This window comes from Paraburkholderia sediminicola (genome assembly GCF_046026895.1).
Lineage (GTDB): Bacteria > Pseudomonadota > Gammaproteobacteria > Burkholderiales > Burkholderiaceae > Paraburkholderia > Paraburkholderia sediminicola_C.
The window spans coordinates 1-13,570 of record NZ_JAQQEU010000122.1 but is presented as its reverse complement, the minus strand read 5'-3'; the positions used below and the strand labels follow the sequence as shown (position 1 = coordinate 13,570).

14 protein-coding genes and 1 pseudogene are annotated in these 13,570 nt (G+C 58.8%); 6 read left to right on the top strand and 9 right to left on the bottom strand.

The window, feature by feature from the left end; genetic code table 11:
• The 3 genes from PQR02_RS37835 to hfq form a co-directional block, all read left to right on the top strand.
• Nucleotides 1-1,017 (top strand): DnaJ C-terminal domain-containing protein (locus PQR02_RS37835; protein ID WP_408242954.1); only part of this gene is annotated, 1,017 nt, incomplete at its 5' end.
• An 839-nt stretch (nt 1,018-1,856) separates the two neighbouring features.
• Nucleotides 1,857-2,255 (top strand): DUF3331 domain-containing protein, encoded by a 399-nt coding sequence (locus PQR02_RS37830; RefSeq protein WP_408242953.1) that lies wholly within the window; start codon nt 1,857-1,859, stop codon nt 2,253-2,255.
• 576 nt (nt 2,256-2,831) lie between these two features.
• The gene (gene hfq, locus PQR02_RS37825) at nt 2,832-4,037 is read left to right on the top strand and encodes an RNA chaperone Hfq (RefSeq protein WP_408242952.1); all 1,206 of its coding nucleotides are present in this window, start codon (nt 2,832-2,834) and stop codon (nt 4,035-4,037) included.
• A 301-nt stretch (nt 4,038-4,338) separates the two neighbouring features.
• Here hfq and PQR02_RS37820 read toward each other — a convergent pair whose 3' ends face one another.
• On the bottom strand, nt 4,339-4,542 hold the full coding sequence (locus PQR02_RS37820) for a cold-shock protein (RefSeq protein ID WP_408242951.1): 204 nt from the start codon (nt 4,540-4,542) through the stop codon (nt 4,339-4,341).
• A gap of 1,295 nt (nt 4,543-5,837) precedes the next feature.
• On the opposite strand from PQR02_RS37820, the gene PQR02_RS37815 reads away from it, so the two are divergent.
• Complete coding sequence (locus tag PQR02_RS37815) at nt 5,838-6,116, top strand: hypothetical protein (RefSeq protein ID WP_408242950.1); 279 nt, start codon at nt 5,838-5,840, stop codon at nt 6,114-6,116.
• Here the strand turns inward: PQR02_RS37815 and PQR02_RS37810 are convergent.
• Complete coding sequence (locus PQR02_RS37810) at nt 6,107-6,481, bottom strand: cupin domain-containing protein (protein ID WP_408242949.1); 375 nt, start codon at nt 6,479-6,481, stop codon at nt 6,107-6,109. The two genes, PQR02_RS37815 and PQR02_RS37810, sit on opposite strands and share 10 nt — an antisense overlap.
• A gap of 433 nt (nt 6,482-6,914) precedes the next feature.
• On the opposite strand from PQR02_RS37810, the pseudogene PQR02_RS37805 reads away from it, so the two are divergent.
• A pseudogene (locus PQR02_RS37805) lies at nt 6,915-7,160 on the top strand (hypothetical protein); the annotation flags it as partial.
• A 224-nt stretch (nt 7,161-7,384) separates the two neighbouring features.
• On the opposite strand, the gene PQR02_RS37800 reads toward PQR02_RS37805, so the two are convergent.
• Nucleotides 7,385-7,801, bottom strand: a complete 417-nt coding sequence (locus PQR02_RS37800; RefSeq protein WP_408242948.1) for a hypothetical protein — start codon at nt 7,799-7,801, stop codon at nt 7,385-7,387.
• 812 nt (nt 7,802-8,613) lie between these two features.
• On the opposite strand from PQR02_RS37800, the gene phaP reads away from it, so the two are divergent.
• Nucleotides 8,614-9,141 (top strand): TIGR01841 family phasin, encoded by a 528-nt coding sequence (gene phaP, locus PQR02_RS37795; RefSeq protein WP_408242947.1) that lies wholly within the window; start codon nt 8,614-8,616, stop codon nt 9,139-9,141.
• A 281-nt stretch (nt 9,142-9,422) separates the two neighbouring features.
• Here the strand turns inward: phaP and PQR02_RS37790 are convergent, their stop codons facing one another.
• From PQR02_RS37790 to PQR02_RS37765, 6 genes are all read right to left on the bottom strand, one after another.
• Entirely contained in the window at nt 9,423-9,695 is a 273-nt protein-coding gene (locus PQR02_RS37790) for a helix-turn-helix domain-containing protein (RefSeq protein WP_408242946.1), read from the bottom strand.
• A gap of 276 nt (nt 9,696-9,971) precedes the next feature.
• Complete coding sequence (locus PQR02_RS37785) at nt 9,972-10,175, bottom strand: cold-shock protein (protein WP_408242945.1); 204 nt, start codon at nt 10,173-10,175, stop codon at nt 9,972-9,974.
• Between the two features lie 289 nt (nt 10,176-10,464).
• A complete protein-coding gene (locus PQR02_RS37780; protein ID WP_408242944.1) occupies nt 10,465-10,845 on the bottom strand; it encodes a response regulator in 381 nt (126 codons plus the stop codon).
• A gap of 658 nt (nt 10,846-11,503) precedes the next feature.
• The gene (locus PQR02_RS37775) at nt 11,504-12,082 is read right to left on the bottom strand and encodes a phasin family protein (RefSeq protein WP_408242943.1); all 579 of its coding nucleotides are present in this window, start codon (nt 12,080-12,082) and stop codon (nt 11,504-11,506) included.
• Between the two features lie 238 nt (nt 12,083-12,320).
• Complete coding sequence (locus tag PQR02_RS37770) at nt 12,321-12,545, bottom strand: dodecin family protein (RefSeq protein ID WP_408242942.1); 225 nt, start codon at nt 12,543-12,545, stop codon at nt 12,321-12,323.
• Between the two features lie 310 nt (nt 12,546-12,855).
• Entirely contained in the window at nt 12,856-13,023 is a 168-nt protein-coding gene (locus PQR02_RS37765) for a DUF2934 domain-containing protein (RefSeq protein ID WP_408242537.1), read from the bottom strand.
• Nucleotides 13,024-13,570: the final 547 nt, after the last annotated feature.

Sequence of the window (13,570 nt, the reverse complement as noted above, 5' to 3'; positions counted from 1 at the left end):
AGCACTGCCTCGTCAGCAGAAGTAAAGCGTGCGTATCGACGCCTTAGAGCAAAGTATCACCCTGACCGTAACAAGGGCCGCGAATCAAAAGTTGAGCCTGTATTTAAGCGAGTCCAGGAGGCATTTGAAATTCTAACTGGCGAACGCGAACCTCCGCTCGATACGCGAACCCCCGCGAATGATAGCGGTCGCAATGCAAAGCCCCCGCAACAAGAATCCTCATCCCAGCAAGCTGACCGTTCGGCGTGGTCTGCGTCCAGGCGATGGGACGCATATGGTTCAAAAGATAGGCCGCCAATGCGCGGCGCGAACCGACACCACCAACTGCATGTACCGCTCGAAGTGGCTTTGAATGGCGGAGATGTCCCGACCAGGTACGAGTCGACCGAAATCTGTCGTCGATGTCATGGCGCGAGTGCTAGATACAACGTCAAGCAATGTTCAGCCTGCGGCGGGGTCGGTCAACTTGCCGACGGCAGACGTTGCGGTAGCTGCGCCGGTACGGGCCGTACAGGCAGTAGCCAGTGGTGCCCAACGTGTCAAAGCAAAGGTATTGAAAACTTCTGGAAGTCGGATACGGTAAAGGTGCCTCCAGGCGCCAGGGATGGTCAGCGACTGGTAGTCGCAGGGGGAGGACATCCGGGTCCGAATGGGGGCCCTGCTGGAGACGCGATATTCTCTGTAGTCGTGGTGTGCGGCGCTGATTTCCATCGCGAAGGGCTAAACCTGACCGGAGAGCTCCACGTCGACTTCGTCACGGCAACTCTCGGGGGCACGTTCACAGCAAGGATACTCGGGCGTGAACTGCGCATGACGATTCCACCGAATTCTCAACACGGCAGTAATATTCGTCTACCGGCTCACGGGCTATCCGACGGGTCGGGAAAGCAGGGCGACCTCAGGCTTCACATAGTTCTTGCAATGCATCCGGCGGCAATGCATTTAACAAACGAGCAACGTCAACTTTTTCAAGAAATGTTTGCGGATGCAGCGCGCCGTACTGCGTCGGATGCTTGATATAGCCCTAGAGCGGGCGACCGTCACGCTGCAGTTGAGAATGGTCCAACACCGCATTACGAATCGCACGCGGCGACGTCACCCCCGTCGTCGGTTCCATCGACAGGCCCATGGCGGAAGTGCGTCGCATCGACGGAGTGACCGTGGATTTACAGATTCGCAATCAAGCGCAGATGACGAAACTGTAACGAGCGTGTCACCACGAGGCCAAGCCTGAAAGGCCAAGATAGAGACATAGTCTTGCGGACTGTCTTCACGGTGAGCACTAGCCGTGCCGCAATTACTACGTTTTTAAGCGTGTCTTAGTTCTTTGCTGCCAAGATTGCTCACCACGCCCCTGTTTAACCGCCAGCGCACTGGCGGCGATTTTTGGGCTTCGGCGGCGAGGCCGGGAGTTACGGCAGGAGGTAAGCGTCATCATGCCTGGCAAATCGCGGACCCGCCCCCCCTCCGGCGATGTCACCGCTACTGCGAGTGCTTATCGTTGGTCGCGCCGCGCATGGGCACGTGACCCAGGCCATGCGTCTTCAATGCTACAAGGGTCTGGACGCGTTTCGGCGAGGTCATGGCTCGCGATAGCTATTTATGACTTCGGGTCGACAGCTGTTTGTTGCCGGGGAGTCGGTCGCCCCGGCCAGACGAAATTGCAGACATCCAGCAGGCGCACGTAGCAATGATGCATATCGATGCTACCGAGAAACAATGCGGCGCATGGCTGATAGGCGATGTCGAATACGTGCTTATGTGTGTCGTTCGAAACCTTCGAACAGGAAGTTTTTCAGGTTCGCCCGGATACCCGGGCACAGAGTGACTGGAAGTCGCTCCTTCGGAGGTGCGCCATGACAAAAGTTTGTGAGCTGGATGGCTGGTTGGCAAAGCTCTACGGGCATACTGCTGTTGACGGTGCTGCCGTGCTCGAGCGCGATTGGGCCGAGGCAAATCCGCGCGCGGACGACCCAGAAGACCGGCCCGTGCGAACAGTCCAAATCATCGAGGTTGTGAACGACAGAATGATTATCGTCGCATGGCAGGACCCTACCGGCGGCCGGTATGGGTACCAGACATGGACCCGAGTGCTCGCGCGACGAGATACCGTGTGCGCACTGACCGGGCTCTCAGTTAAGAGGGGCGATGCAGTCTTCCATCCAAAGTATCTCCGCGACAGGCGCCCCGCGAACGCGGACAGTGTCATCCTCGCCGGCGATGGGAAGCGCAATGGTGTTGCACCGTCAATGTGAACCTTGGCATATGTAGCAGCGGACTGAAGCGCGGCGTTCTCCGACATCAGACAGGCGAGCAGTCCGAATGCCCCACGCCGTCCAGCGGGGTGCGTGAAAGATATGTTTGCTGTCTAACCCAGCCTGAAGATTGATGCGAGAGGCGCGACGACGTGCTGTTTATAAACGAATGGATACGGGTCCATGTCGTGCCAGGCGTTCCTGCAGGCAGTCGAGGATAAAACGTCGCAGCGCTTCCGTACGTTCGGAAACGCACTTCAGGATGCATCCGCGTTCTTCGGAAGCGGGTGCGAGGCGAGTGCCGCAAATCGTTCCGCGTTGCGCCGACCATCTGGCTCGCTGCCGAAAGGGCGGACCTCCATGCCGATGCGGCACCATCGCTTCCTGGGAGTACGTTCATCGAGATGCTGCCGACGAACCCTTGTGCCATCCGGGTGATGTCGATGATGACCCGAAACGGTACGAAGCGAGCCCTGCTCGCTCTTTTATCCGAATGCATCTGACGTCGCCCACCGCACATACCGTCCAGGCCCCGGCCGCGCATTATTCCCGTTGCGAAATATCCCGGAACGAACAATGACATCAAGGCCGGCCGCTAATCTCACAAAAGCCCTGTCAAGGCGCTGGCCGACCTTGGGCCGCGGAGCCGACAGACAACGTCATGGTTCCGTTCATGACCTGCGTACCGTCACGCATTCCGGGGAGCACGCGCCGACCGATGGTGACTGTGTGGCAGACGGATATTTTCTACAGGGAAACCAGACATTGGCCGTCGTTTCGGCGTTGGCGTTCTTCGTCGCGTCGTTTGTCGTCTGGCGGGGCGGTGTTTTGGCCCGCTTCCGGACATCCAGGATGGCAGTGCAGAGGGAAGCCATCCGCACAGCGGCCTGGCTGGCGCGCCTGCGGTCCTCGCGGTCCCGGTCGCTCCAGCAGGGGCACCAATTCTGGCGCGAACTGTTCGCCGACCTTGAGAGTGCCAGTCGCGAGGATGACATTCCCTGGGAGGTGGTATTCGCCGCGACCGCGGCGGTGCAGGCTGAGGTCTGCCGCACGGCAAAGCTTCGTGCGGCAATGATTCAAAGACCCAACGTCGGCCTACTGGCACGCGTGGGTACGTGCCTTTCCCGGGCTTCAACGCCTGGTGGGAGAAGAGTGATGCGATGGAGCAGTCGACGAGCGCGTACGATACTCCTGTCTGCGCATTCATCCGCTGAACGCCAGGACCTGTACTCACGCAGAGGCCCTCCGCGCGACCCACGGTCATTCGCCCGGATGAGTGACCTCGCCCCGCTTGCGCCGACGTCTGAGCACCTTCATCCGCCACGCTGCCGTGCGCTCATACTTATTCAACCCGAAACGACCACCAGCACCCGTGCGAGATTGCGCAAGCGCGACGACTCAAAGCCGCCGGGTCCCAGTGACGCATTTCATCTGGACTGCCAGGCGGCTTCAGCTATCGCCGGCACCACAATCGAAGGACCTATCCCATTGACCTCAGAACATGACCGCACGCCCAGCGTACAAGACGACTTTCTGCAGACCCTCGTAAGGGACAAGACCACCGTAAATGTGTTCCTCGTGAACGGCATCAGACTGAGCGGTCAACCGGCCGCCTTTGATCAGTTTGTAGTTCTGCTGGAGTCTGGCTCAGGCTCACAACTTGTGTTCAAGCATGCCATTTCGACCGTGCTGCCGGTCAATGGCAGGGCCCAGACACGTGAGCCGACCGAGGTGCCGGTGAGTGGTGACAGGTCGAACCACGTGCGAGGCCGTGTCCGATGAGATTGCGACGACATGCCGTGGCCTACGCTTCATCTGCGCATAGCCACGCGAAGTCCACGTCGAGAAGGTCGGAAAGGAACGAAGGCCGCATCAGAGGTGACCAAGGCAGCTGACCAGGCAGTCGAGAATGCGACGAAGTCGAAGGCGCCGTTCATTCCCGCGCACGTGATGCTCGACCACGTCTTTTACTCACGTCCGAAACCAGCACACCCGGGGAGACCATGTCACGGCGCATAGCTGAAAAAGGAATGGTCCGCCTCGGCGGACCACTTGCTTGCGCGATAGCGAGTGCGCTGAGGTGTCAGACTGGCTGAATGTTTGCCGCCTGTTTGCCCTTCGGGCCTTGCTTCACTTCAAAGGTCACCTTCTGATTTTCCTGCAGTGACTTGAAGCCGCTGCTCTGGATTTCGGAAAAGTGCGCGAACAGGTCTTCGCCACCGCCATCCGGCGTGATGAAACCAAAACCCTTTGCGTCGTTAAACCACTTCACGGTACCCGTTACCATTTTCCTGACCCTATTCAAAGACTGATGTGTTGTAAAACGCGACGGTGGACCGTCGCACACATACGTTTTTAACAGAGAACAATGCTCTGAACAATTGGCGTTTCCGACATGTGGTGTGACACCAAACCGTCGCTTTAGACGCTTGGCATTTGACGCCTCGATTGCAGGAACTGCCCCGGCAATGTTTCACAACATCAGTATCCTGTCCATTGCACAGCGGCGCGCGATACAAGACCTCTGGGATGAATTAAGCCAGACGACGGGCTCATGCGGACGACATGCGCTTTCGTCGTCTGCCGACCATTCCGGTCGGCGGGCCACGGACAACGCGGTCGGTGAATCTCCCCACGAGGCACGTATCATCGAACATGGACGCAATGAAAGGAGATGCGGCGATGGACGACCGATTTGATAGACGAGAGCTGTTGCTTCACCTCGGGGACATGCTCGAAGCCTTGAACTGTTTATTCAAGACGGGTCGGCTGGAAGCGCTCGTGGGGTAGCTTGCGGCGCGACAGGAATCGGCCGTCGGGCCGCCTTATCCTCGCGACTGCCGCCGCCCTCGAACAGCGAACCGCAAAATCCAGCACATGCCAGCTTCTCTCGCACACTGCTACTCCGGCGCGACAGGACGCTTGAGCGCCCGTCGGCTTCCGATAATTCAATTTGCATTGACACGTATCTTCCGTTGACTGACAGAGAATCGGAAAGGACGGTCTTGTCTTTGTTCTAGTTCTAGCGTACGGCAGTTCAAGAATACGAGAAAAGACGACCGGAAGTTGCGTGGCATGCGAGGCACGTTGCGTGTTTTGAGCAACGTCGACCTGTCAAAAAATCTGAATGACACCAAGTGTGAAGGGGAGTACTGGATGGAAAAAGATTGACATCCTGCGTATCCGCGCAGGATGTATCTATTCGTTGAATAGGAGATTATCGTGGCAACTACATCAGCCTGGCGGTCGGCGCGCTGGGCAACACGAGCACGCAGATAATGCGCGCTTTCTCACTCGACGAGATCAAGGAGGTCGTCAGCAAATTGCCTTGAGCGCAATAGCACAAGTGTGAAGCCTGCCTACCGGCGGCGGCTGGTCGCGGACATACCAACAGCTTGTGCGCTCGCTAAAGTGCTATTGGCTGCAGGCTGGCGCTGGTCGCGTCAGCACTTACAAGAAGTTACGCGGGAAACCACATGTTTTCCCCTATCGTCGCTTGGATTGGCCACAATTCATTTTTCAAACCAGCGCCCGCCCGATGGGTTCGGACTCCATAACACAACTTGCAGGGATGACACGGTCATGGAAGCAAAAGACTATGACGGCAGCTCTTCGACGCATCGTGCTCATAGGCACCCCGTGACGCTGAGCGCGCAGGAACTCGCGACGCTCTTGCGCCTGCGCAATGCGTCCGCCGAGACGAAGGCAGTAACGCCAGACGTCATCGCCCTCCAGGCAGCGGGGCTAGTCCATCTCATCGCGTCAGAAGACGGCGACGCCACGCTTGCGCTGACCGTAGACGGGAAGGTGCTGCTGCGGTTGCTTGGCGCCGAGCCAAGGAAACCAAGACGTCAAACTTGAACCACGGCGAGAAGCGCCGGCACGTCGCCGATGACACGACTCTGATGTCCCTTGCCCGTCGTATCCTCAAGCAGTATCGCGTCTCCTGCCGCGACTCGACGTCGCTCACCGTCACTGGCCTCGAACTCAATCTCCCCGCTGAGAAAAAATACCCACAGGCACGTGGGCGAAGGATGAAGGTCCCCGACCCATCCGCTGGGCACGTGCACAAATCCGTAGCGTGTCGCTGCCGCGAAATCCGACACGTCAAAGGATTCAGCAGGGGGCGCGAAGTTGCGGGTGACCAGTTCGATGTTTACCGACGCAAAATGGCTTTCGCCAACCGAGTCTGAAAACAGTTGTGAAAACGACAGTGCAAACGCCACGGGGTTTCTCCTTCCGCGGCCTCTGTTCCAGTCGGCGTGCGACGTGCCCCGTCAGAGTGTCTCAGAGGTCCGTGTTACTCAGCGCCGCGCGAGACGTCGGCCGCACAACGACTCGCGTTGAGTGTCCCGCCCGCCGGCCCGGGCGTCAAGGCACGGTGACGTAAAGCGAGGGCAACGCGCCAGCACGGCGAACCGGGTCGCAGAGTGTGTGTCCGCTTCGCCGGGACTATTTCTGTCCTGGCCCGAGGTAAGGCGCACGTGGCTTCGTCGGCCGCCTTCCTCCGCGGCGGCCGTCTGCCGCCAGCTCAACGCGAAATTTTCGGTTTCAGAACTCACAAACCCGTGGTCAACATCTCGGCCATCGGCGACGTTAAGGATGCAAGAGGCGAGAACCGTCCGCCTCTCGTCGCGACCCGCGCTGGTTTCAACGCCGGTGGGCTTTGTACCTGCTGGAGCGGAACATGAAAAGCATGAACGGGCAGTCCCTCGTTGCCAGGTCGAGAAATGGCTCGCACCGGCTCCGGCGATATCGGTTCATGTGACCAGATTCAGTCGCACCCGGTTGGGCGGGCGACGATGTGTGTCCGTTGAGACGTCGTCATCACGCGGAGTGCGCGCGTTGTTCTTCATGCACGATGACGGCAGCTGGTACGTGTTTCCGCCTGCTGCCGACAGGCCGAGGGTGAGCTTCAGCCGTATCGTGGCACGCCACGGTTTTCAGCCCGAAAGTCCAGTGGAGAACGGCAACTGCAGACGCTCTGCAACCGCGACGCGCGGCTAAAGGACCAACAGAACATTGGCTACAGGGCATCCGTTCGCGGAAAATCGACATAGGCCTCACTGTATCTCGCGTACACAAGCCCTTTATGGAGAAACGTGAGCGTTCCTGAGCGCAAGCCCGCTTTAGCCCTCTAGTGAAAACGGTGAGCCGCCAGTGTTTTCCTCGAACCAGTGAAACGCGTCTTCAACGCTGATAAAGCTGACCCGCTCGGGCACGGCCTTGAGCGTTCTGACTTGCTCCTTGATGTCGGGAGGTGGTCTGCCATACGCATTGAGTACTGCTTTTCCCGCAAGTACCCGTTCCACTCTTACGTTCTCCAGCGCGAGCGTAACCTTGAAAAAGCCGCGCGGGATAGTGTTGTTTGTAAGGCTGTCGTCCGCGACGATGACTTGTACCGAGGTGTCCGAGTCGGCAGCATCACCCCACAGGGTCGCCGTATCGGTCAAATCTGTGCCGATAAGTTCGCCAGCACGGGAATAGCCGTCATGCACGCTGCTGACGGTTTTGTGAATCGGGTCGATGAGGAACGATACATCCACAAGCGTCTCTCCGTCAGGCCAGAGGCTATGCGGACCATGATACACGCTGAGGCTGAGCGCGAAGCCGTCCCGGCTGGCAGCGCGTTGCCCTGGCACCCTGGCCATACGGGTCGAACACGGCTTCCGCGACACCTGCGCTGGTTGAATCTCATACAAATTGAGCCAACACGCAGGTACGCATCATGTAACCGCAAGCGGCTGTCGTTGGGTGGCTCGTCGGCCGAAATCAGGATGACCGGCAACCCAGACGAAGGCTGGCTGTGGCGCAACAGGCGGCATAGCCCCATACCGTCAACACGCGGCCTATTCCAGTCAGAGATGGTGACGGCCGGCAACTTGCCCGACACGAGTTCAAACGCGTCGCAACCGTCAAGGGTTGTCATCGTATGATGGCCTTCCGATTCGAGGGTAGCTCCTGCACCTATCGACGCACGCATCAGGTCCATTATGCAGCCCACCGCGGAGGAAGTTGTACCGGCAATCGCAGTTGAGACCCGTACGCCAGCGGACCCAGAATCGGAAATCAAGCCGACACGGGAGCTTCGCTACGAGGCGCGTCATCAGTTCGTCACTGTTGCCGAACATGCAAACGGCAACGAAGCAGGCCGTCGAAGTCGCGCGAAGTAACCTGGCGGTCGATGACAGCAGAATTCCCCTGGTTGACGGTGTGCGCCCGAAAGGCTACGGTTGGTGCAGTGCAAAAAGCTACAACACAAAAAGAACGCGGATGCTTGGTGGCATGAGTTGCCACGCATCGCTGCATTGCAAGGGCCAGAGTCGCCAACCCAAAGTTCTGACATGGAGGTACACAGATGATTGCACAGGTCCCTGAACAGTTCGTTGCGGCCCAGAAAGCAGGTGTGGATGCGCTCTTTGGCTTCCTGAACGCTGCCTATCCGGGCGTTGAAAAGCTCGTTGATTTAAATGTACAGGCGGCGAAAGCCTCGCTGGCCGAAAACCATGTGGTCCTCTCCGAGGCGGTATCGACCAACGACCCTCAGGCGTTGCTCGAGTTGCAGAGGCGACAGACCGCGTTGGTGAACGAGAAGGCGCAGGCCTACTGGCGGCACGTCAATGAAATTGTCACCGAGACCAGAAGCGAGCTGCTCGCGCAGAGCCAGAAGCAGGTGAGCGCGTACGTGCGTGAAAGTCAAGCGCTCGCAGACAATCTCGGCAAAAACACGCCAATGCAAAGCGGCACGTTTGCTGCCTTCTGGTCAAAGAGCTTCGAGGCGATGCGAGATGCGGGAGCCGCGTTCCAGCAGCAGGCCATGGGGGCAGCCCAGGAAGCCGTGGAAGTCGTCGACAGGGCCGGCAAGGTCGTCACGGCCAGGGCGTAAAAGACCAGGCCGCTCCCTGGTGGATGCCCGCTTTCGGGCAGTACCGTTTTGGGTGTGGAAAGCCGGCGCGAGGTGCGCCGGCTCTACGACGCCACTTCGCTTCCAGCTTCATCGCCCCACCAACCTGCCTGACCGGCCGACGACCGGGCGGACAGAACAGCACGGGCACAGTTGCGCCGGATTGAATCGATGGTCCGCCGCGCTGGCGCGTCGGGCGCACCTGGGGTATCGCGTACGGATGCACGGCGCGCCGACCCGATGCGCCGCCGTTGAAATGCGGACTAGGCGTGCTGAGTCTGCCCGGTGCAAAGCCAGTGAACGTCGACATTGAGGTCGGCGGCAAGACGCCTGCAGGCATCCAGGGGCGGCACGGTGATTCCATGTCGCCAGTAGTCCACGTGGTATTTGCTGACACCCAGCGCCGTCGCTGCGCGCGCCGAACTCAGGCCGGCCCGCTTGAACGCTTTGTCAAGGCGGGCCGCCAATGCCCGTCTCAGGCGGTCGTTCTCCGTGCTACGTTCGAGATGACCGCTTGCGGTATCCTGGTTCATCATTCTTGATATCTCTCAGTATGTTTCTTAATCGCCGCCCGACGACTCGCAGCCTGAAGTCACGCTACTCTTGCTCATGACGGCGTTGCGACTTTGCATCGCCACAGCCCGTCAGGTTCGTGACCAATGCGACGAGCGGTCAAGTGTTCCTGATGAGGGACACAGGGAAGGAGGCTCATCGTTAAGGGACGGGCTGGTCGCCGCCACGTCGAGCCTTCTTCCCTTCAGAAAATCCGGACTACGCAATATTGAATCCCTATGGCCATTTTTCTGGATGGCTTATTGCGGCTGTATATTGGCCGCCTGCTTACCCTTCGGGCCTTGCTTCACGTCAAAGCTGACCTTCTGGTTTTCCTGCAGCGATTTGAACCCGTTTGCCTGAATCTCGGAGAAGTGCGCAAACAGGTCCTCGCCACCGTCGTCCGGCGCGATAAATCCAAAGCCTTTTACATCGTTAAACCACTTCACAGTACCGGTTGGCATCTGACTGTGCTCCTCTCAAACTGATTGCTCGAAAAACGGGATGATTGTCCGTTGTTGCGAATTCAACATTTAAAACGAATGGTAGCGCCGTGCGCCCGCGGGTTTTCCGGAAGTTCCTGCCGTACCCGGTCAGGCATCCACCGCCGATATCCGGACAGTACTGCCTGAAAATACAAAGAGACGTCGCATGCATTCCTCGTCATTTCGATATCCCCAAAAATAGATGGCTATCATTCGGCGGCGAGGAATTCGTCATCCTGTTTATGGACTGGGGATATGACGGGACAGGCTAGGCTGCAAGAAGACAGCGCGCATCACTGCCCCTCCGCGCATTTTCGATGACCTGCATGAGTGCTTCGGAGGAGAACGGCTTCTGCAGACAGACATCGAAGAGGCGGACAACGCCCTCCTGGCTGTCAGCGTCTCCCGTCATGGAAACGACGAAAGGCCCGGGGTGAACCGGCGATTCCTTCAGCGACAGTGCCACGGCACTGCCTTTGATGCCGGGCAGGTGCTCGTCAAGGAAAGTGAGTTCAAAGGCGCCGGTACGAAGCAGCGTCAGCGCGGTTTCGCCATCGTAGGCCACCACAGCCCGGTGGCCGTAGCATTCCAGCAGAAAAGCCAGACTGTCCGCAACGATTTCATTATCGTCAACGACAAGCACGTTCATTCAATATTCCTATTACGAGAAGTTCGCGGCTGTGCCCAAAGTTCTTCTTTTGTAATACGTATTATTAAATGGCGTTGCCTATCCGTTCGGTCTACGGACTAATACTTAAGTATACTCTCCTATGCGTTCATCAGGCATTTAATACAGCGCAGTTCCTCGTAACAAATCGGACGGCGAATGAACGCCCGCGGCGGAGGTTATTGCCACCGCTGGCTGTGTCCAAGGCGGCCAGTAACCGCGCGAGGCTTTCCGCTGTCTCAATGAGTTCTCCACCATGATGCGTGCCTGGCGCGCAGCTGGCCCCGACCGCCACAACGTCGCCGACGCGCGGGGCAGCGGGATTTTTAGCAAGCAGCACTGGCAGCCGCGCTGCCAGGCTCAAGCGTCTTCGCCGGCTGATGCGGCGGGGATGCCTTCCATATCCCTTCTCGCGCCTCCCGTCAGTCATTGACCGGGCATGAGAAGGCCACGGCCGCTTGCGGCGTTGGTACCCGCTCGCATAAACACGCGTCGTTTTACTGACGCAGCCAACGGCCGTCCATGATGCTCACCCAAACTCCGCGCACGCCGCTCACGCGGGACCCTTCCGATGAGAACGCCGAAACCGAAGGCATGCGCACCAGGCAGTTACCGGGATGACAGGCGTATTGAATACCACTTATTTTTTGGTCGGAGTTCTCACTTTTTCAACGGCCTGCTGGGTCGCTTTGTTTGTGGCGGACGTTGTTGCCTCAACGTTGTCTTTGGCAATTTCCCGGGCCTGTTCGGCGGCCTTTTTACCGGCCTCAATTGTCGCGCCCGTCGCCTCACTGGCGCCAGTAACAGCCGATTGCATCACACTCACAGCGGCTTCGCTTCCCGCCGATGCATTGCTCGCGACCGTGGCTACCGACGCGTGCGTCTTCTGCTGTTGCTGCTTCAGTTGGGCCTCCGCGCTCGCGGCCAGTTCGGCTTGGGTATTGAACATGATGTTGTTCACATGGCGCCAGTAGGATTGCGCTTCCTGCATGGCGGCTTGCATCCGCCTTGCCTGTAATGCGAATAGCTGCTGCGGGTCTTTGGTTGACAATGCCAGGTTTGCGATTGCCTGGTTTTCCGCAAGCGTCGATTTGACCGCCCGCAGGTTCAGTTCAGTCCGCTTTTCGATGCAGCCAAATGCCTTGGTCCATGCATCGGACAGAGTTTCCAAACTGGCTCTTCGCGAAGCAGCGACTTGTTCACCAGAAAGACTGCTCATTACAACCTCCATCTGGGTAAGGTAGCGGGTAATCCGGGAGCCATTCGTCGATGGCACACCGAACAACGCTACTGGGCAGGAGTCTGGTTGCGAGCAAGGGCTGGTCCAGGAATCTGTGCAATGTCGGCTACTGGGCTCCGCGCGAATGTCGAGAACGACGCCCCGACGGCTTTTGTCTGCGCGTCCTCCCGCGCGTTTCCTTCCCACAACACGTGCGCCTGCCGATGTGAGCCGCTCCTCAGGCTTCATACTTGAATGACAAAGATACGCGCGCGCGATACTCGACGACCTTGCCGCCATCGACCCTCATGTCCAGCTTGCAGACTTCGGCAACGCGTAAATCGCGCAGCGAATTCGCAGCGATTTCCACTGCATTCTTCGCGGCATCCTCCCAGGAATTCGGGCTGGTGCCGATAATCTCAGTGACGCTGTAAACGCTGGCTTCAGTGTCCTGCTTGGCCATGATTTCCACTCCTCTCGGTTAGGAGGCGCGATTCCCGCACCTCGGTCATTTCATCCTAGGCGCCCGACGTGCCAGCCGTCGCTTGAAGGGGCAGCGCATCAGTCCTCTCACTTCTGCAGTCAATCGATGCGCGACACCCCGGTGAATGTCCGCACGAAACCTGCGCCGGCGGATAACCCGGCAGCACCAGAACCACACGAGGCAAACCGTGCGTCTGTCAGAACCACTGCGGCAGTGCCAGGATTTGCTACCGCTATCGTCTTCCACACCGTCCCCCGGTCCGGCATTGCGACGTCGCCGCCGAAAACAGCTACATCGCAACGTCTCCCTCGGATGCGGCGGGCGAATCGTTCTCGCCCTCCAGTTGCCGGCGTGCCCTGTCCCAGTATTCTTCCGACCGGCCCGCCGGGCTGCCGTCCTTTTCCCAGAGGTAAAAAGCGAGGGTCCGAATCTGCTCTTCGGTGACTGGTACGTCCATTTCGGCCTCCGTTAAAAAAGCTGGTCGGCCCGTATTTAGCCGACCTCCCATTGCACGAGCAAACCATGTGCACGAACCTTGACTTCCCGGTGCGGGCAGGAACCGACGCAGTAGCGTTATCAGGACGGGAGCCAACAGGTGAGAAACCGTTTGCGAAACAGCGGACTTGCGTGTCACACCTGGGCAACGCGATGTGAGCCGGCCTGTAAAGCGGCCAATACGTCCACGTCGCGACTGGAGTAATCAGCCTCCCGGTGGCGGGCACCCATAATGCTGTCCGGTTTAACGGTTGCATGCGTCTGCAAAGGGACGGTGACCGCAGCATTGGTCCATTTTGCCTGCGCGCCACTGTTGCTCCGACGGCCTCGTAGCTCGCCCACGAGGCGAAGACCGCCCCGGCCGGGCAGCACGGCCGGGCGAAGGGCTATCCGAAATTAAATCAAATGCCGGCCTACGCGAGACTTTTTCGACGCTGCAAGCCGTACAGTTTTTCAAAGCGGTCTCGCGCTGGCAGTCGCTCCACTAACACCGTGTCGCAGGGAGTGTT